The organism is Roseicella frigidaeris (assembly GCF_003258945.1).
In the GTDB taxonomy this organism is placed as follows: Bacteria; Pseudomonadota; Alphaproteobacteria; order Acetobacterales; family Acetobacteraceae; genus Paracraurococcus; species Paracraurococcus frigidaeris.
Genome location: NZ_QLIX01000002.1, coordinates 409456 through 427640, shown reverse-complemented (window position 1 = coordinate 427640; position 18185 = coordinate 409456). Strand labels below are relative to the sequence as shown.

The 18185-nt window shown below is 71.9% G+C and carries 16 protein-coding genes; 5 read left to right on the top strand and 11 right to left on the bottom strand.

The features are described from left to right. Positions 1-59: 59 nt before the first annotated feature. From DOO78_RS04835 to DOO78_RS04790, 10 genes are all read right to left on the bottom strand, one after another. Complete coding sequence (locus DOO78_RS04835; RefSeq protein WP_111468584.1) at positions 60-911, bottom strand: phytanoyl-CoA dioxygenase family protein; 852 nt, start codon at positions 909-911, stop codon at positions 60-62. Between the two features lie 33 nt (positions 912-944). Continuing rightward, positions 945-1667 (bottom strand): hypothetical protein, encoded by a 723-nt coding sequence (locus DOO78_RS04830; protein WP_111468583.1) that lies wholly within the window; start codon positions 1665-1667, stop codon positions 945-947. Beyond that, positions 1664-2116 carry a cupin domain-containing protein gene (locus tag DOO78_RS04825; protein ID WP_111468582.1) on the bottom strand — a complete coding sequence of 151 codons (453 nt, stop codon included), beginning with the start codon at positions 2114-2116 and terminating at the stop codon, positions 1664-1666. The genes DOO78_RS04830 and DOO78_RS04825 overlap by 4 nt, the downstream gene beginning before the upstream one ends. Before the next feature lie 47 nt (positions 2117-2163). Next, positions 2164-4797 carry an aminopeptidase N gene (gene pepN / locus DOO78_RS04820; protein ID WP_111468581.1) on the bottom strand — a complete coding sequence of 878 codons (2634 nt, stop codon included), beginning with the start codon at positions 4795-4797 and terminating at the stop codon, positions 2164-2166. A 4-nt stretch (positions 4798-4801) separates the two neighbouring features. Then, the gene (locus DOO78_RS04815; protein WP_243634370.1) at positions 4802-6970 is read right to left on the bottom strand and encodes a N,N-dimethylformamidase beta subunit family domain-containing protein; all 2169 of its coding nucleotides are present in this window, start codon (positions 6968-6970) and stop codon (positions 4802-4804) included. 64 nt (positions 6971-7034) lie between these two features. After that, on the bottom strand, positions 7035-8135 hold the full coding sequence (locus tag DOO78_RS04810) for an alpha-hydroxy acid oxidase (protein WP_111468580.1): 1101 nt from the start codon (positions 8133-8135) through the stop codon (positions 7035-7037). A gap of 48 nt (positions 8136-8183) precedes the next feature. Next, positions 8184-9056 carry an isocitrate lyase/PEP mutase family protein gene (locus DOO78_RS04805; RefSeq protein ID WP_111468579.1) on the bottom strand — a complete coding sequence of 291 codons (873 nt, stop codon included), beginning with the start codon at positions 9054-9056 and terminating at the stop codon, positions 8184-8186. A 96-nt stretch (positions 9057-9152) separates the two neighbouring features. Further along, the gene (locus DOO78_RS04800) at positions 9153-10382 is read right to left on the bottom strand and encodes an amidohydrolase family protein (protein WP_111468578.1); all 1230 of its coding nucleotides are present in this window, start codon (positions 10380-10382) and stop codon (positions 9153-9155) included. Continuing rightward, positions 10382-11695, bottom strand: a complete 1314-nt coding sequence (hisD, locus tag DOO78_RS04795; RefSeq protein WP_111468577.1) for a histidinol dehydrogenase — start codon at positions 11693-11695, stop codon at positions 10382-10384. Before hisD ends, DOO78_RS04800 begins: the two co-directional genes overlap by 1 nt. Before the next feature lie 35 nt (positions 11696-11730). Next, a complete protein-coding gene (locus tag DOO78_RS04790) occupies positions 11731-12498 on the bottom strand; it encodes an SDR family NAD(P)-dependent oxidoreductase (protein ID WP_111468576.1) in 768 nt (255 codons plus the stop codon). A 119-nt stretch (positions 12499-12617) separates the two neighbouring features. Here DOO78_RS04790 and DOO78_RS04785 point away from each other — a divergent pair, with 119 nt between their 5' ends. From DOO78_RS04785 to DOO78_RS04775, 3 genes are all read left to right on the top strand, one after another. After that, positions 12618-13595, top strand: coding sequence for a TRAP transporter substrate-binding protein (locus DOO78_RS04785; RefSeq protein ID WP_111468575.1), 978 nt, complete (start codon positions 12618-12620; stop codon positions 13593-13595). A gap of 82 nt (positions 13596-13677) precedes the next feature. Then, the gene (locus tag DOO78_RS04780; protein WP_111468574.1) at positions 13678-14421 is read left to right on the top strand and encodes an SDR family NAD(P)-dependent oxidoreductase; all 744 of its coding nucleotides are present in this window, start codon (positions 13678-13680) and stop codon (positions 14419-14421) included. A gap of 175 nt (positions 14422-14596) precedes the next feature. After that, positions 14597-15010: a DUF3597 domain-containing protein gene (locus DOO78_RS04775; protein WP_111468573.1), complete on the top strand. Its 414-nt coding sequence runs from the start codon at positions 14597-14599 to the stop codon at positions 15008-15010. Positions 15011-15094: 84 nt separating this feature from the next. Here the strand turns inward: DOO78_RS04775 and prpB are convergent, their stop codons facing one another. Beyond that, positions 15095-16018 carry a methylisocitrate lyase gene (gene prpB, locus DOO78_RS04770; RefSeq protein ID WP_111468572.1) on the bottom strand — a complete coding sequence of 308 codons (924 nt, stop codon included), beginning with the start codon at positions 16016-16018 and terminating at the stop codon, positions 15095-15097. 295 nt (positions 16019-16313) lie between these two features. Between prpB and DOO78_RS04765 the strand changes: the two genes are divergently transcribed. Continuing rightward, the gene (locus DOO78_RS04765) at positions 16314-17174 is read left to right on the top strand and encodes a CoxG family protein (RefSeq protein WP_111468571.1); all 861 of its coding nucleotides are present in this window, start codon (positions 16314-16316) and stop codon (positions 17172-17174) included. 65 nt (positions 17175-17239) lie between these two features. Then, positions 17240-18136, top strand: a complete 897-nt coding sequence (locus DOO78_RS04760) for an AAA family ATPase (protein WP_111468729.1) — start codon at positions 17240-17242, stop codon at positions 18134-18136. Positions 18137-18185: the final 49 nt, after the last annotated feature.

Below are 18185 nucleotides of genomic sequence, written 5' to 3'. Positions count from 1 at the left end.
CGGCATGCTACAGGCAAGTCGCGGCGGCAGGGGATGGCGATCCGCCGGGCGGCGGCCGCTCAATGCGCCAGCGACATCTCCGGGATGCTCTCGCTCGCCAGCCAGAAGCGGTCGAGGCTGTCGGCATGGGTTGCCCGCGCCGCCGCATCCGCCTCGCCCCGGGGCGCCGGCTCCAGGTCGAAATGCCCGTACCGGTCCTCGCCGCGGACCAGGCTGGCCGAGAGCCGCGTCGTCCCGACATGCCGCACCCGGGTCGGGATGTAGCTGATGCCGAGGCCGATGCGGTCCTCCGCCGCGCGGTTCGGCGCCGAGGCATGCAGCACCAGCGTGTCGTGCAGCGAGAATTCGCCGGGCGCCAGCGGGATCGGCACCGTCTCGGCCGCCTCCGGCGCCAGGGCCACGGTCTGGCCGCGCGAGAGCATCACCCGCGGATCCTTGCGGTCGCTGTGCGGCAGTTGCCCATGCCGGTGGCTGCCGGGGAGGATGCTGACGCAGCCGCTCTCCTCGGTGCTCGGCGTCAGCGCCAGCCAGGCGGTGACATGCTCATGCGGGGCGAGGCCGAAATAGGTGGCGTCCTGGTGCCAGGGCACGAAGCCCTCGCTGCGGGCCGGCTTCCACCAGAGCGTGGTGTGGAAGACCAGGATGTCGGGGCCGATCACGTCCTCCACCGCGTCGAGGATGGCCGGGTGCCGCACCAGCGCCGCCGCCCAGGGAAAGAGCAGATAGGGCTTCACCCGGGTCGAGGGCTGCCGCAGCCCGGCCTCCGAGGCCGGCCGCGCCGCCTCGCCGCAGCAGCGCCGCACCTCCGCCAGCCAGGAGGCGGCCTGCGCCGCGTCGACGGCGCGCAGCGGCGCGACATAGCCATCCCGCCGATAGGCGGCGAGCCGCTCCTCCGAGATCCGCTTGCCCATGTCGGTTCTCCTTGCCTGGGCAAGGCCTAGCAATCAGCCTGCCACGGGGGGCGGCGTGATCCAGGTGGCGCGGGCGATCCCGCGCAGCCCGCCATCCGCGCCGAAGAGCGCCGTCCCGGCCTGCCGCTTCCGGCCCTCCTGCCCGATCTGCCAGCCGAGCACCGTCACCGCCTCGCCCGGTCGGACCGCGCCGTCCAGCCGCCCGGTGATGCGGCCGAGCAGCATGGACTGCGGCGCGGCATTCACGCTGAAGGCGAAGGCGCCGGCGCAATCCAACGCCGCCCAGAGGAATTCCGGGGCGATGGCGCCGTCCTCCCCGGCGAAGGCCGCGTCGGGCCGCCACAGCCCGGCGGCGATCCCCGGCCGTCCCTCGACCCGGCCGGTGAAGACGCGCAGCCCGACGCCCTCGGCCTGGGCGGAGCCGCAGACGAAGCAGAGGCCGGTCGAATGGCTGAAGGCGCTGCCGAGGAACCAGCGCGTCGCCGCCTCCGCCTCCGAGGGGCTGGGAGGCGGGGGCGGCGCGAGGTCGAGCGCCGCCTCCCGCGCCTCGGCGATCACGGCGCCCGCCGCGTCCCGCGCCACGATGCCGGCCGCGGAGCCGTCGAGGCTGACCGGCGCCTCCAGCGGCCAGCCGCGGCGGAGCGTGACCTCGGCCGGCTGCTGCCCGAGCCGCGCCGCCATCAGCCCGGCGACATAGCCGCCATTGCCGATGCCGGCGGGGCCGCGGAAGCGGGCGGCGATGCGATGCTGGCTCACGGCAGTTCCGCCGGCGTCGCGGTGCCCGGGCCCTCGCCGGTGATCAGCAGCACCGCCGCCGCCTCCTTCGCGCCGTCGTAATGGATGCCCTTGGCGTAATGGGTGACGAAGCTGCCGGCCGGGGCCGGGACGGTGCTGTCGGGGTCGAAGCGCTGGCCGCTGCCCATCCACCAGGTGCCGGAGAGGACGGTGATGAAACGGTCATGCGGATGGAAATGCGGCCGCGACATATGGCCCGGCAGCCACCGCACCATCACCGCGTAGAAGCCCGGCCTGGCCGGGTCGCCCACCAGCACCGCCTGCTGGTTGCCCGCCTGCGTCACCGGCCCCCAGGGGATCTGGTCCGGCAGACGCAGGGCGATCACCCGTGGATCGGGCTCGGTGGCCGCCGCGGCGCGGCGCGGCAGCAGGCCAAGCAGCGGCAGGGCCAGCAGCGGTCGCCTGAACATGGGCTCCATCCTCCCTCCGGGCCCGCCCCGCACGGGCCCTTCCCGCCTCAGAGCAATGCCTTTGATGCCTTCTCGAAGGTGCCCTTCGACAGGTTGGGCGTGTCCAGCACCCGTTGCAGCTCCCGCCGCATCAGCGCGCCCCGGGATGGCGCCTGGCGCCGCCACTGCCCGAGCGGGCCGATCAGCCGCGCCGCGATCGAGCCGTTGATCGGATCGAGCGCGATCACCGCATCGGCCAGGAAGCGATAGCCCTCGCCCGACTCCGCATGGAAATGCGCCGGGTTGCCGGCGGCGAAGGCGCCGATCAGCGCGCGGGCGCGGTTGGGGTTCCGCAGGTCGAAATCCGGATGCGCGTAGAGCTGCCGCATCGCCTCGATCGCGTCCGGCCGGTCGGCCATGGCCTGGATGGAGAACCATTTGTCCAGCACCAGCGCATCGCCGCGCCAGCGGGCGTGGAAGGCGGCCAGCGCTTCCTCGCGCGCCGGCGTCGCGGCATCGGCGAGCAGCGAGAGGGCGGCGAGGCTGTCGGTCATGTTGGTGGCGGCGTCGAATTGCGCCTTGGCGAGCGCGGCATCGCCGGCGGCGACGAGGTAGCCGAGACAGGCGTTGCGCAGGGCGCGGCGGCCGATGCTGCGGCCATCGATGCGATAGGGCCCGGTCTCGGCCAGCGAGCCATAGGCCGCCCGCAGCGCCGGGCCGCAGCGCCGGCCGATCTCCGCCCGCAGGCCCTGCCGGACGCGATGGATGGCGACGGGATCGGCGACCGCCATCTGGTCGGCCAGGAACCCCTCCCCCGGCAGCGACAGCGCCTCGGCGGCGAAGGCCGGGTCCGCCTCGGCGGCCGCCAGCGTGTTCGCCACCGCCTCGGCCAGGGCCGGGTCGAAGCCGGGCGCCTCGCCCCGCTGCGCCGCCGCGACCATCTCCAGCATCACCGAGGCGGCGTATTGCTGGCCGCTCTCCCAGCGCACGAAGGGGTCGCTGTCATGCACGGCGAGGAAGCGGAGCTGTTCGCGCGGCACGCCCTGCAGCCGCACCGGCGCCGAGAAGCTGCGCAGCAGGGAGGGCACCGGCGGCGCCGGCACGTCCTCGAAGGTGAAGGACTGCTCGGCCGCCTCCAGGAGCAGGGTGCGGGTGCCGGATTGCGCCGCGTTCTCCCCCGCGAGGCGCGTCGGCAGGGCGGCGCCGTCCGGGCCGAGCAGGCCCATCGCCACCGGGATGGGCAGCGGGCGCTTCGCCGGCTGGCCCGGGGTCGGCGGGGTGCTCTGCCGCAGCGTGAGGGTGTAGCGGCGGGCCTCCGGGTCGTAGCGATCCTCGGCCGCGAGCTCCGGCGTGCCGGCCTGGTCGTACCAGCCCATGAAGGCCGAAAGGTCGATGCCGGAGGCCTCCTGCATGGCGGCGACGAAATCCTCGATCGTCACCGCCTGGTTGTCGTTGCGGGCGATGTAGAGATCCATGCCGCGGCGGAAGGCGGCCGGGCCGATCCGCGTGTGGATCAGCCGCACTACCTCGGCGCCCTTCTGATAGACGGTCGGCGTGTAGAAATTGTCGATCTCGATATAGCTGTCCGGCCGCACCGGATGCGCCATCGGCCCGGCATCCTCGGGGAACTGCGCCGCCCGCAGCCCGCGCACGTCGCGGATGCGCTTGACCGCGCGGCTGCCCATGTCGGCCGAGAATTCCTGGTCGCGGAAGACGGTCAGCCCCTCCTTCAGCGAGAGCTGGAACCAGTCGCGGCAGGTGACGCGGTTGCCGGTCCAGTTGTGGAAATACTCGTGCGCGACGACCGTCTCGATGCCCTGCCAATCGCCATCGGTCGCGCTTTCCGGGCTGGCGAGCACGTATTTGGTGTTGAAGACGTTGAGACCCTTGTTCTCCATCGCCCCCATGTTGAAGTCGGAGACGGCGGCGATGTTGAAGACGTCGAGGTCGTATTCCAGGCCGAAGACCTGCTCGTCCCAGGCCATGGAGCGCTTCAGGCTGTCCATGGCATGGCCGCAGCGATCCTCGTCGCCGCGGCGGACCCAGATGTTGAGCGCCACCTCGCGGCCCGAGCGGGTGGTGAAGCGGTCGGCGACGTTCACCAGGTCGCCGGCGACGAGGGCGAAGAGGTAGCTCGGCTTCGGGTGCGGATCGACCCAGCGCGCCCAATGCGTGTTCCCGTCGCCGAGGCCGCTGCCCGCCGGGTTGCCGTTCGAGAGCAGCACCGGGCAGAGCGTCCGGTCGGCGGTGATCGTCACCTCGTAGCGCGACATCACGTCGGGCCGGTCGGGGAAGAAGGTGATGCGCCGGAAGCCCTCGGCCTCGCATTGCGTATAGTAATTGCCGCCCGAGGTGTAGAGGCCGGAGAGCGCGGTGTTGCTCTCGGGCGCGATGCGCACCAGTGTCTCCAGCACCCCGGCGGCCGGCGGATCGAGGAGGGTGAGCGCGCCGTCCTCGCCGATCCGGCAGCGGTCCGGCGGCAGCACGGCGCCGTCGAGCCGCGCCTCGACCAGCTGCAACCCCTCCCCGTCCAGCCGCAGCGGCGCATCCGGCGCGGCGGCAGGGTTCCGCCGCAGCGCCAGCCGCGCCCGCACCAGCGTCGCGGCCGGGTCGAGGCGGAACTCCAGCGCGACCTCATCCACCAGATAGGCGGGCGGGGCGTAATCGCCGCGGCGGATGGTGACGGGGGTGTCGGTCTTCATGCGGTCACGCCTGGAACCGGGTTAGAACATTCTCCAGCATACGCGAGATCGGGTTCGCGTAACCGGCATGCGAGAGGCTGCCACAGAAGGTGATGGAGCCGGTCGAGAAGACCGCGCCGCCCTGGCGGGTCTCGAAATAGACGATCTCGGCCCGGATCAGCGCCTCCGGCGTCTCGCCCGTCACCGTGGTGAGATGCGTCAGCAGCTCCTCGGGCACAGTGACGAAATGATCCTGGTGCCCCTCCGAGCGCGCCAGGATCACCGCATTCGGCGGCGTGCCGAGCAGCGGGTCGGCGCGGTCGAGCTCGAAGCCGGCGGCGCCGCCGCCCGAGAGGCCGAAGCCGCCGAAGGTGTCGCCCGGGACGATGCCCGTGCCGTCGAGGATCCAGGCCGCGCGCGGATCGGTGGCGCCGGGCATGGCCCGGTAATGGCTGCCCTCGAACTTCCCCTGGCCGCTGAAGCCGACGCCGCAGAGCAGCTGCGGCGGCCGGCCGTTGCGCCGCCACAACCCGCCGAGCGTGCCGTCGAGCTGGTTGTAGTATTCGCCGGTCTCCGCCGCCCAGGCGCGGATGCCGCCCTCGGCGCGGCGGATCTCGAGCAGGTGCGGCCGGTCCCGGCGGCGGGCGACCTTCCAGTAGAAGCCGTTGCCGCCGAGATAGGCGAGCCGGCCGCCGCCCGAGACGTAGGCCTGCAGCGCATCCAGCGTGCCCGGCGTGTGGTATTCCGGATGCGAGCCGGTGACGACGCATTTGTAGCGGGCGAGAAGGTCCAGGCCCTCCTCGTCGAGATCCTCATCGGTGATGACGTCGAAGGCGAAGCCCTTCTCCTCCAGCCAGTCGGTCAGGTGGCTGTCCGCCGGCAGGTGGCGCAGGCCGGAGCCCACCGGGTCCGGCACCGCGACGAAGCCGGGGCGCAGGTTCAGGATCGGGCGCAGGCGCGAGGAAAGGTGGATGCCGCTGCCATCGACATGCGTGTTGTAGGTGGAGAGCCCGTATTCGGTGACGAGGTTGCCGCACCAGTCGAAGGCGCCCCAGGCTTGCCGCTTGCGCCGGTGGTCCTCCGGGAATTCGGGGCGGCGGTAATTGGCGTAGACCTGGCAGGTGAAGGTATTGGCCAGATAGGCGATCGGCGCCCGCGCCACCCCCTTCGGCGGCAGCACGAAGAAGGGGATCATGTCCCAGTGCTCGCCGCAGGTCAGCCGCACCGCATAGACGCCGCTCGGCATGTCCTCCGGGATGGGCACGGTGAAATCGGTGGCCCAGCGGCAATCCTCGAGGTCGTCCTCGTGGAAGTGGATCGCTGCATAGTGCCGCGGCGCGTGGCGCCAGGCATGCTCCGCGCCGGTCCAGCGGCTGCCCTTCACCGCCCGGGCCGGCATGTTCACTAGGCCGCCATGCAGACCGGCGGCGCCGCGGTCGAGGATGGCCTCGCCCTCCATGCGCTCGGAAAAGTCCCACCAGGCGGCGACGCGGCCGGAGGCGAGCAGGGCCTCCGGATCGTCCAGGGTGACGCGCGGCGTGCCGCGCAGCAGCAGCGGATCCTCGATCCGGCCGTTGAAATGCGCGGTCGCCTCGGGCGAAGCGGCGACGGTGATGGTCGTCTCGCCGGACCAATCGGCCGGCGGCAGCGCCGCCTCCGCCGCGCCGGCGTCGCGTGCGCCCCAGATACGCTGCAGCGGGCGCTGCGACAGGGTGAGGCGCCCCTCGCCGAGGGTGACGGCGATCTCGTACCAGCTCCGCGGATGCGGCGGCGCCGCCGTGGCGCAGCGCGCCGCCTGGTCGCCATGGCTCGCCTCGACGGCGAAGCCCGCATCGCTGACCGAGAGGGTGAGCGCGCATCCGGAGCCGCGCAGCGCCAGCAGGGTCTGCGGCGCCGAGCGCGGCAGCCAGGGCGCGACGCGCAGCAGCAGGGTGAAGGCCTCGCCGAGCGCGAGCCGGCCGGCGGCGCGGCCGAACGAGCCGTTGGGGACCGGCTTGGCGATGCCGGGATACTCGCCCGCCCAGTCGGCCGGCACCGGGATCAGCCGCATGCCCGGGCCGGCAGGGTTGGGATCGGCGTGCCGCACCCGCACCAGCTCGGCCCGATAGGGCAGGCCGAGCTGGGAGGATACCTTGACCTCCAGCCGCTCGCCCGGCCGGGCGGAGAAACGGTCGAGATATCCAATCAGCGGCACCAGCATCGCGCATCCCCGGGCTGTCAAGCCGACAGCCTGCCAGGGTGGCGCGGGCGCGCAACCCTCAGCGATAGCCGGGATCGGCCAGGTTGGTCAGCGGGAAGGCGCTGTGGACATGCGGCAGGACGACCGGCGGCGCGGCATGCAGGTAGCTGCCGTCGAGCCCGTCGAAGCCGGTCACGCCGAGCAGGCCGAGCACCTCGTGGATCTCGGTCTCCAGCAGCTCGAACATGCGGGTGACGCCCGCCTCACCGGCGGCGGCCAGGGCGTAGCAGTAGAGCCGGCCGAGCCCGACCAGCTCCGCCCCCATGGCCACCGCCTTGACGATGTCGGAGCCGCGCGAGAAGCCGCCATCGATCCAGACCTTGGCGCGGCTGCCGACCGCCTGCACCACCTCCGGCAGCACGTCGAGCGCGCCGCGGCCATGGTCGAGCTGGCGGCCGCCATGGTTCGAGACATAGACCACCTCGACGCCGTGATCGCAGGCGATGGCCGCATCCTCGGCGGTGGCGACGCCCTTCAGCACCAGCGGCGTCCGCGGGAAGCGCTCCTTCCAGCGCTTCACGTCGTCCCAGTTCAACGCCGCCTGGAAATGCATGCCCGTCGCCCGCTGCCGCCAGGGCTTGACGAAGCGCTTCGAGATGTCGCGCTCGCGCCGGCTGTAGATGGCGGTGTCGACCGTCATGCAGAAGGCGTCGTAGCCGGCGGCGATCGCCTGCTCGGTGATGTCGGCGATCCATTCGAAATCGCCGCGGACATAGAGCTGGAAGACCCGGACCCCGCCCTGCGTCGCCTCGGCCATCGGCTGCAGGCCGGGCATGGAGACGGAGGAGACCATGATCGGCACGCCATAGGCCTTGGCCGCGCGGCCGGCCGGGGCGCCGCCCTCGGGATCGAAATTCTCGAGCCCGCCGACCGGCGCCAGCATGACCGGCAGCGTGATCTTGCGGCCGAGGAAGCGGCCGGAGAGGTCGATCGAGGAGACGTCGCGCAGCACGCGCGGCCGGAAGGCGACGCTGTCGAGCGCCATCCGGTTGCGCATCATGGTGGTCTCGGTCTCGGTCGCGCCGACCAGATAGTCCCAATTGCCGGGGCTGAGGCGGCCCTTTGCTTCCTTGACGAACTCGTGCAGCGTCAGGAAGGCGCCCTCGGTCTGGCTCACCATGTCTGTCGTTCCTTTGTCATCCCCATGCGCATCCCTGGCCGGCGAGCCTCAGGCGCCGCCGAGGAAATCCCCGGTCCAGCGCTTGTAGTCGGCCTCGCGCGTCGCCCGCGCCATCAGGTCGCCCTGCGGCATCCCCGGCAGCTGCTTCGGCGGCACGCCCTCGCGCAGCGCCTGCAGCGTCTCCTGGACCGCGCGCTGCGCCGCCTGGATCGGCTGATGCCCCTGCAAGGCGATGCGCACGCCGCGCGCCGCCAGATAGGCCCGGTCGCTGAGCTCCTTCCCCTCCGCCCCGCCGAGGATGATCGGCAGCGTCGCCACGGCGGCGATGGCATCGAGCTCGGCCGGGGTCCGGATGCCGGTATAGAAGAGCGCATCGGCGCCGCTCGCCGTATAGGCGCGGGTCCGCTCCAGCGCATCCTCGAGGCCGGTGACGGAGACCGCGCCGGTCCGCGCCACGATGCCGAAGCCCGGATCGTCTCGCGCCGCCAGCGCCGCCCGGATCTTGCCGAGCCCCTCCTCGAGGCTGAGCAGCGTCACCCGGCCATCGCCATAGGGACGCGGCAGGACGGTGTCCTCCAGCGTCATGGCGGCGATGCCGGCGGTCTCCACCTCCTCTACCGTCCGCATGGCGTTCAGCGCGTTGCCATAGCCATGATCGGCATCGACCAGCACCGGCAGGCGCTTCACCGCGCGGCAGATGCGCCGGCACTGTTCGGCGAACTCGCTGAGGGTGATGGTGATGTTGTCCGGCGCGCCGAGGATGGTGAGGGAGGCGGTGGAGCCGGCGAACATGCCGAGCTCGAAGCCGAGATCCTCGGCGATCCGCGCCGACATCGGGTCGTAGACCGAGGCGGGATGGAGGCAGGCGGTGCCGGCGAGGATGGCGCGGAAGGCGGCGCGCCGGGCGGCGACGCTGCTCATCGGCCGGCCCTGCCCTGGCCGGCCGCGCCGCGGCGCGGGTGCGGGGCTTCGCCGAGGCGGCGCTTGCGCATGGACCTGGTTCCTCCGGGGCTTCCGTTACGGCCTGTGTAGCACCACCGGCTGGCGCGTGAAGCTGCGTCGGCCGGCTTTCCAGCCGGCGAGCACCGGCGCCACCTCCCGGATCGCCGCCACCGGGTCCGGCGCATCCACCAGGACGAGGTCGGCCGGGTTGCCCGCTGCGATGCCGTAATCCTGGCGGCGCATCAGCCTGGCGGACTGGCTGGTGACCATCGCCCAGGTGTCGCGCAACTCGTCCGGCATGGCGTGCTGCACCACATTGGCATAGAGATTCGCCTGCCGGATGAGCTGCCCGTCGCCCATCGGGGTGAAGGCGTTCAGGATGTTGTTCGAGGAGAGGGAGCAGGTGACGCCGAGCCGGTGCAGCCGGTTGGCATCGGCCACGCTGCGCTCGATCCGGTGGTCCTTGTCCCGCCCGCCGAGATAGAGGTCGGTCGAAGGCAGCACGGTGAGCGCGACGCCGGCATCGGCCATGCGCCGGGCCATGGCGTCGAGCTCCGGCAGCGGCATGACCGAGAGCTTGGTGAGGTGGCCGCAGGCGACGCGGCCGCCCCAGCCATACTGCTCGGTCAGCTCGCAGACCAGGCGCGTGTCGAGATGCTCGGCCGAGGAGCCGCTGTCGACATGCATGTCGATATCGACGTCGAACTCCCGCGCCAGCTCGAAGACCCGGCGGATCTGCCCGGCCGGGTCGCTGTCATAGGACGGGGCGGCGCCGATCACCCGGGCGCCGTCGCGCAGCGCCGCGACCATCAGCGCCTCCGTGCCCGGATTGTTGAGCATCCCCTCCTGCGGCATGACGCAGATCTCGATGTCGATGGCCCAGCGATAGCGCTCGACCAGCGCCTTCACCCCCTCGAAGCCGCGCAGCCCGACCTTGGGATCGACCTCGGCATGGGTGCGCATCAGGGTCGTGCCGTGGGAGATGCACCTCTCCAGCGTCCGCCGCGCCCGGTCGGTGACGTCCTCCACGGTGAATGTGTGCTTGATGTCGCTCACCCGCTGCATGGCGCCATGCGGGAAGCGGGTGGTCTCGCAGGCGCAGCGGTCGATGGTGCAGGTCTTGTCGAGGTGGATATGGGTCTCGACGAAGCCCGGCGAGACCAGGCGGCCGCCGCACTCCACCACCTCCCCCGCCTCGCCCTCCAGCCCGGGGCCGACAGCCGCGATCCGTCCCTCCCGCACGCCGATATCGACGGCGGCGCCATCGGCCAGCCGGGCATCGCGCAGCAGCAGGTCGAAGCCCATCACGCCTTCTCCGCGGCCGTCGCATAGGGGATGTTGCGGCCGCCATAGCGGCGCACCCGGATATTGGCCTGCTCGGCATGGCCGGCGAAGCCCTCCAACATGCAGAGCCGCGAGCAGGCCTCGCCGATCATGGCGCTGGCCTGGTCGGTCAGCACCCGCTGATAGGTCACGGTCTTGAGGAATTTCCCGACCCAGAGCCCGCCCGTGTAGCGCGCCGCCTTCTGCGTCGGCAGCGTGTGGTTGGTGCCGATGACCTTGTCGCCATAGGCGACATTGGTCCGCGGCCCGAGGAAGAGCGCGCCGTAATTGGTCATGTGCTGCAGGAAGTAGTCGTCGTCCCGCGTCATCACCTGCACATGCTCGGAGGCGATGCGGTCCGCCTCCCGCAGCATCTCCTCCGGTCCGTCGCAGAGGATGACCTCGCCGTAGTCGCGCCAGGACTGCCGCGCGATGGCGGCCGTCGGCAGGATGCCGAGCAGCCGCTCGATCTCCGCCATGGTCTCGCGGGCGAGTTTCTCGGAATCGGTCAGCAGGATGGCGGGGCTCGTCGGCCCATGCTCCGCCTGGCCGAGCAGGTCGGTGGCGCAGATCTCGCCATCCACCGTCTCGTCGGCGATCACCAGCGTCTCGGTCGGGCCGGCGAAGAGGTCGATGCCGACCCGGCCATAGAGCTGCCGCTTGGCCTCGGCGACGAAGGCGTTGCCTGGCCCGACCAGCATGTCGACCGGCGTGATGCTCTCCGTGCCCAGCGCCATGGCGCCCACCGCCTGCACGCCGCCGAGGCAATAGATGACATCCGCCCCCGCCAGGTGCTGCGCCGCGACGATCGCCGGCGCCGGCCGACCCTCGAAGGGCGGGGCGCAGGTGACGATGCGCGGCACGCCGGCGACCTTGGCCGTCACCACCGACATATGCGCCGAGGCGAGCAGCGGGTACTTGCCGCCCGGCACGTAGCAGCCGACCGAGTTGACCGGGATGTTCTTATGGCCGAGCACCACGCCAGGCAGGGTCTCGACCTCAATGTCCTGCAGCGCCGCCTTCTGGTGCTGCGCGAAATTCCGCACCTGCTCCTGGGCGAAGCGGATATCCTCGAGATCCTGGCCGCGGAGCTGGCCGAGGCAGTCCTTGATCTCGGCATCCGTCAGCCGGTAGTCGGCGCGGTCCCATCTGTCGAACTTCACCGACATCTCGCGCACCGCGGCGTCGCCGCGCGCGGCGATATCGGCCAGCAGCCCCTCGACCACCGCCCGCACCTTGGCATCGGCCTCCGCCTTGTCGGCGGCGGAGATGCTCGTCTTCAGCCAGCGCGCCATGCGCCTTCCTCCTCAAGATTGCGTCGGGGCACCGCCTATTCCGCCGTCCAGCCGCCATCGACCAGCATGGCCGAGCCGGTCATCAGCGCCGAGGCATCGGAGGCGAGGAAGACGACCGCGCCCATCAGGTCCTGCACCTGGCCGAGCCGCCCGAGCTTGATCTTCGACAGCACCCAGTCCCGGAACTCCGGCTTCTCGAAGAAGGGCTTGGTCAGCGGCGTCTCGACGAAGGTGGGCCCGATGGTGTTGGCGCGGATGCCGAAGGGGGCGAGGTCGATCGCCATCGACTTGGTCCAGCCCTCCATCGCCCATTTGCTGGCGCAATAGACGCCGCGATTCGGGCCGCCGACATGCCCCATCTGCGAGGAGATGTTGATGATGGAGCCCCGCACCCCCTCCGCCATCATCCGCTGCGTCACGGCCTGCGCGGCGAAGAAGCAGCCGCGCAGGTTGAGCGCCACGACGGCGTCGAAATCCTCCACCGTCACCTGGTCGAAGCGCGCCGGGCGGTTGGTGCCGGCATTGTTCACGAAGGCATGGAAGGCCGGCCGGGCGGCGATGGCCGCCTGCAGCGCCGGCAGATCGGCCACATCCAGCACCAACGCATCCGCCTCGCCGCCGGCGGCGCGGATGGCCTCGGCCGCGGCCTCGATCTCGGCCGCGGTGCGGGCGGCGAGCGTCACCGCCGCGCCGGCTCCGGCCAGCGCCGCCGCGGCGGCGAGGCCGATCCCCCGCCCTGCCCCGGTGACCAGGGCACGGCGCCCGTCGAGGCGGAAGCTCGGCGTCTCGGGAAGCGTGGTCATTCGAATGGGCCGGGGCGCATGGCCGGCAGGCTACACCGCTGGGCAGCCTGGTCCAGGGCTTGCGGCACAGGGCGGGGCCAGCGAAACTGATCGGAACGAACCTTCCGGGAGCGCACGTCGTGATCCGCCTCGCCCTGGCGGCCCTGCTGGCCGCCTGCCTCGCCCTGCCCACCGCCGCGCAGACGCGCTGGGTGGCCGCCTCCCCCTATGCCGAGGCAAATTTCCACACCCGCAACCTGCGCGCCTTCCTGCAGGACATCGCCGAGGCCAGTGGCGGCGCCCTGGTGGTCCAGGGCCACCACAACGGCTCGCTGCTGCCCATGGCGCAGATCAAGCGCGGCGTGCAGACCGGCCAGGTGCAGCTCGGCGAGATCCTGCTTTCGGCCTATGGCAACGATGACCCCTTCTTCGAGGTCGACAGCGTGCCCTTCCTGGCCGACACTTGGCCCGCCGCGGTCGCGCTGCACGAGGCGACGGAGCCCTTCATCCGGGCCCGCCTCGAGCGCCAAGGGCTGACCCTGCTCTACATGGTCCATTGGAACAGCCAGGGATTCTACACCCGGGCGCCGCTAACCGGGCTCGAGCAGCTGCGGGGCACGCGGCTGCGAGCCTTCAACACCCTGACCTTCCGCTTCGCCGAGCTGCTCGGCGCGCAGCCCGTGACGGTGCAGGTGCCGGACATCCCGCAGGCCTTCGCCACCAACCTGGTCAACGTCCTCTTCACCTCGGCCCAGACCGGCGTCGATGCCAGCGCCTGGGACTTCGCCGGGCATTTCACCGATGTCGGCGGGATGCGGCCGCGCAACGCCGTCTTCGCCAACAGCCGGGCGCTGGCCGCCCTCGACCCCGCGCTGCGCAAGGCAGTGCTCGATGCCGCGGCGCGGGCCGCGGCGCGCGGCGCGGAGATGAGCCGGGAGGCGGAGGGCGCGATGCTCGACCGGTTGCGCAGCCAGGGCATGCAGGTCGTGGCCGCGCCGCCGGCGATGCAGGCCGCGCTGCGCGAGATCGGCGCGAAGCAGACCGGGGAATGGCTGCAGCGCGCCGGCCCGGATGGCGGCCAGATGCTGGAGCGCTATCGCCCCCTCATCGCCCGCTGACATCACCCGCTGACATCACCCGCTGACATCACCGGCCGGCCCGCCGCATACTGCACTGCAGCAAGCCAAGGGGAGATGGAGCATGACGGCGCAGGTGGTGCTGGTGACCGGCGCGCAGCAGGGCATCGGGCGATGCTGCGCCCTCGCCTTCGCGGCGGCGGGCTATGACGTGGCGCTGAACTGGCTGGATGACGAGGCCGCCGCCGCGGCGGTGGCGGCGGAGGTGCACGCCGCCGGCCGCCGCGCCGCGCTGGTCCAGGGCGATGTCGGCCATGTCGCCGAATGCGGCCGCATCGTCGAGGCGGCGGTCGGCGCGCTCGGCCGGCTCGACGTGCTGGTGAACAATGCCGGCATCTTCCCGCGCGTTCCCTTCCTCGAGATGACCGAGGCGGAGTGGGACCGCGTGCTCGCCGTCAACCTGAAGGGCAGCGCCTTCGCCGCCCAGGCCGCGGCGCGGGCGATGCTGGCGGCCGGGCATGGCGGATCAATCATCAACCTCTCGTCCCAGGCGGTGCGCGGCACGCCGGTCGGCGTGCATTACAGCGCCACCAAGAACGGCGTGGTTGGCATAACCCGCTCCATGGCCCTGGCGCTGGCGCCGCACGGCATCCGGGTGAACGCCATCGCCCCCGGCACCACGGACACGGCACAGCCCCGCTACGGCAATACCGAGGAGGAGCTGCAGGCGATGGGCCGGGCGCTGCCGCTCGGCCGGCTCGGCCGGCCGGACGAGATCGCCGATCTCGCCGTCTATCTGGCGTCCGGGAAGGCGGCCTGGGTCACCGGGCAGGTCTGGCACATCAATGGCGGCAGCTACATGCCGTGACCCGGTCGGGGCGGTGCCCCCGCCATCGGCCGCCGGCGGCGCGGCCGGCGGATTCAGGCCCGCCGCGGGCAGCCCCCATTCCGATGACGCTCCGGTGATCCAGGTGCCGAGGCAAACCGCGCTAGGCAAGCTTCGTTAGAGTTTCCGTCCGACATGACCGTCTGGAGGATGAAGCATGAGCGTTTTCGGAAACATCTTGTCGAAGATCTTCGGCCACAGCCAGGCGGCCGCGCAGCCCGGCAGCGGCGCATCCCCGTCCGGCGCCGCCCCGGCCACGCCGGGCGCCCCGGACGGTGCGGCCGGCGCCTCCGGCCAGACGCCCTCGATCAGCGATGTCGATGTCGCGGCGCTGCTCGACGGGCTGGCGGCGAAGGCGCCGCAGAAGCTCGACTGGAAGCACTCCATCGTCGACCTGATGAAGCTGCTCGGCCTCGACAGCAGCCTCGAGGCCCGGAAGGAGCTTGCGCAGGAGCTGCATTACGACGGCAGCACCTCGGATTCCGCGGCCATGAACATCTGGCTGCACCGCCAGGTCATGCAGAAGCTGGCGCAGAACGGCGGCAAGGTGCCGGAAGAGCTGCGCCGCTGATGCGTCGGGGCTGCCCTGGCCGGCCAGCCGGGGCAGCCCTCCCGCGCCAGGGGGCAGCCGGGGACGGCTGCCCGGGGGAGGAGATCAGCCCCGCTGCGGCATCCCGGTCGGGATCACGGTCTTGACCAGCGTCGCATCCAGCGACTCGTAATCGTGGTAGCCGATGGTGGCGTAGAGCTCGGCCCGGGTCTGCATGCGCTCGACCATCTTATGCGTGCCACCATTGGCGCGGATCGAGGCATAGAGCTCCTCGATGGCCTTGGCCGCCACCCGGAGATGCGAGACCGGCCAGATCACCATGGCATAGCCCATCGCCTGGAACTCGGCGGCGGTGAAGAAGGGCGTGCGGCCGAACTCGGTCATGTTCGCCAGCAGCGTCACGCCGGGCATGCGGCGGGCGAATTCGGTGAACATCTCGCGGGTGTTCAGCGCCTCGGGGAAGATCGCGTCCGCCCCCGCCTCGAGGTAGAGCCTGGCGCGCGCCACCGCGCCATCCATCCCCTCGCTCGCCGCCGCATCGGTGCGGGCGATGATGTAGAGGTGCTTGCGGGCCTTGCGGGCGGCGGCGACCTTGGCCGCCATGTCATGCGCATCGGCCAGCTTCTTGTCGTTCAGATGGCCGCATTTCTTCGGCAGGAGCTGGTCCTCGAGATGCACGGCGCCGGCGCCCGCCTCTTCGAAGGCGCGCACCATGTGCATGACGTTCAGCGCCTCGCCATAGCCGGTATCGCCATCGACCAGCATCGGCAGGCCGGCGGCGCGGTTGACCTGGCGGATCCAGAAGCAGACCTCGTCCACCGTGATCATGCCGAGATCCGGCAGCCCCATGGTCGCGGTCATGGCGGCGCCGGAGAGGTAGAGCGCCTCGAAGCCGGCCTTCTTCGCCAGCAGCGCCGCCATGCCGAAATGGGCGCCTGGCATCTGCAGGATCTCCGGCCGCTCGAGCAGGCGGCGGAAGCGCAGTCCGGCCGGCTCGTCCGGGACATCGGCACCGATCACATAGGGCATGGCGGATCTCCTGCTGGCGTTCCGGGAGAAGGGGACCAGAGCCCGGTGCTGTCAATTCCGGAGGTCGGAAGCTGGCAATAGCCGGGGTGGATCGCGGGCCCCGCCCCGGGCGCCCGGCCCAAGCGCCCATCCCGGGTGCCCACCCCCCTCGGCGCAGGTCCATCCGGCCGCCCTGGCCGGGGCGGCCGGGGCCGCTGCGGCGCGGTCGATGCGGCCGGCGAACCGAGGCCCCGCCCCAGGGGTTTCCCTCCCGCGGACCGGCGCCTAAGGTCCGGGCCAAACGCGGGAGCAGAGCATGGAAATGACCGGCGAGCGGCGCATCCCCGCGCCGCGGCAGCAAGTCTGGGAAGCGCTGAACGATCCGGAGGCGCTCCGTGCCTCCATTCCGGGCTGCGAGTCCGTCGAGCGGACCGCCGATGACCAGTTCCAGGCCCGCGTCGGCGTCAAGCTGGGCCCGATGTCGGCGAAGTTCGGCGGCAAGGTGAAGCTCGAGAACATCAACCCGCCCGCCAGCTACACCATCAGCGGCGAGGGCAATGGCGGCGCCATGGGCTTCGCCAAGGGCGGCGCCGATGTCGCGCTGGAGGAGCTGGGCCCGGCCGAGACGCTCCTGAAGTACAACGTCAAGGCGCAGGTCGGCGGCAAGATGGCGCAGCTCGGCGCACGGCTGATCGACAGCACCGCGAAGCAGATGGCCGACCAGTTCTTCGACCGCTTCGCCGCCCGGCTGACGCCCGAGCCGGCCGCCGAGCCGGCCCTGGCCGCGGCGCAACCGGCGGCCGCCATGGCGGCCGGCGCCGGCGCGGCGCCCGAGGCGGCCAGCAACGCGGCCGCCGCGGCCGCGACCACCAGCCCCGGCAACCGGGCCGCGACAGACCGCCGCGTCGGCGCCGCCGCCCATGGCGCCCCGGCCGCCAACACCGACACCGAGTATCTGCGCGACCTCGACGCCGCGGGCCCGCTCACCCAGCATGGCGCCGAGGGGCCGAGCGCCGGCGGCGGCAAGCCGGTCTACCGGCCGAACCCGCGCCCGGTGGACACCGATGCCATCAAGCCGCTGCGGCTGCTGCTCGAGATCGAGCCCTTCGGCCTGCCGCTGCAATTCTGGATCGGCTGCGTCCTGATGCTCATCATCCTGGCGCTGATGTTCCTGTGAGCGATCCCCTCGGGACCGGCCCTGGGGAGGCTGCGGCGGCCCTGCCCCCCACCGGCGCCCCGGATTTGCCGGCGAGCGTCGAGGCGACGCAGGCGCTGCTCGCCGGCGGCGGCTATGTCGCCGACAGAGGGTTGGCGACGACGGTGCATCTCTCGCTCCGGATGCGCCGGCCGCTCTTCCTCGAGGGCGAGCCCGGCACCGGCAAGACCGAGATCGCCAAGGTGCTGGCGCGCGAGCTGCCGCGGCGGCTGGTCCGGCTGCAATGCTATGACGGGCTCGACCTCTCGGCCGCGGCCTATGAGTGGAACCACGCCCGCCAGCTGATGGCGATCCGCCTCGCCGAGGCGAGCGGCCAGGCCGCCGACCGGGCGGCGCTGGAGCGCGGCATCTATGCGCGGGAATTCCTGCAGGAGCGGCCCCTGCTCCAGGCCCTCTCCCCCGAGGGCGGCCCTGCGGTGCTGCTGATCGACGAGCTCGACCGCGCCGACGAGCCCTTCGAGGCCTTCCTGCTCGAGATCCTGGCCGATTTCCAGCTCAGCGTGCCCGAGCTCGGGACGATCCGGGCCGAGATCCCGCCCATCGTCATCATCACCTCCAACCGCACGCGCGAGGTGCATGACGCCATCCGCCGGCGCTGCCTCTATCAATGGGTGGACTATCCGGATGCGGCGCGCGAGCGTGCCATCCTCCGCATCCGCGCGCCCGGCGTGCCGGAGCGGCTCTCGGCCCAGGTCGTCGCCTTCGTGCAACGGCTGCGCGGCGGCGACTACTTCAAGTTGCCCGGCGTCGCCGAGACCATCGACTGGGCAGCGGCCCTGGCGGCGCTGGATGCGCGCGAGCTGGAGCCGGCGGTGGTGGACGAAACCCTCGGCGTGCTGCTGAAATATCAGGACGACATCGCCAAGCTGCGCGGCGCCGAGGCCGCCCGGCTGGTGGCCGAGGCGAAGCAGGCGGCGGCCTGAGCGGTCGGGACGCGGCCGGCGCCCCGACCGCCGCCCCGACTGCCCCCGG

What these genes read in the sequence shown, in the direction of transcription:
- DOO78_RS04835 (WP_111468584.1), bottom strand. Translation starts at nt 911, where the DNA reads ATGGGCAAGCGGATCTCGGAGGAGCGGCTCGCCGCCTATCGGCGGGAT.
- DOO78_RS04790 (WP_111468576.1), bottom strand. Translation starts at nt 12,498, where the DNA reads ATGACCACGCTTCCCGAGACGCCGAGCTTCCGCCTCGACGGGCGCCGT.
- hisD (WP_111468577.1), bottom strand. Translation starts at nt 11,695, where the DNA reads ATGGCGCGCTGGCTGAAGACGAGCATCTCCGCCGCCGACAAGGCGGAG.
- DOO78_RS04765 (WP_111468571.1), top strand. Translation starts at nt 16,314, where the DNA reads ATGGAAATGACCGGCGAGCGGCGCATCCCCGCGCCGCGGCAGCAAGTC.
- pepN (WP_111468581.1), bottom strand. Translation starts at nt 4,797, where the DNA reads ATGAAGACCGACACCCCCGTCACCATCCGCCGCGGCGATTACGCCCCG.
- DOO78_RS04775 (WP_111468573.1), top strand. Translation starts at nt 14,597, where the DNA reads ATGAGCGTTTTCGGAAACATCTTGTCGAAGATCTTCGGCCACAGCCAG.
- DOO78_RS04780 (WP_111468574.1), top strand. Translation starts at nt 13,678, where the DNA reads ATGACGGCGCAGGTGGTGCTGGTGACCGGCGCGCAGCAGGGCATCGGG.
- DOO78_RS04825 (WP_111468582.1), bottom strand. Translation starts at nt 2,116, where the DNA reads ATGTTCAGGCGACCGCTGCTGGCCCTGCCGCTGCTTGGCCTGCTGCCG.
- DOO78_RS04810 (WP_111468580.1), bottom strand. Translation starts at nt 8,135, where the DNA reads ATGGTGAGCCAGACCGAGGGCGCCTTCCTGACGCTGCACGAGTTCGTC.
- DOO78_RS04805 (WP_111468579.1), bottom strand. Translation starts at nt 9,056, where the DNA reads ATGAGCAGCGTCGCCGCCCGGCGCGCCGCCTTCCGCGCCATCCTCGCC.
- prpB (WP_111468572.1), bottom strand. Translation starts at nt 16,018, where the DNA reads ATGCCCTATGTGATCGGTGCCGATGTCCCGGACGAGCCGGCCGGACTG.
- DOO78_RS04800 (WP_111468578.1), bottom strand. Translation starts at nt 10,382, where the DNA reads ATGGGCTTCGACCTGCTGCTGCGCGATGCCCGGCTGGCCGATGGCGCC.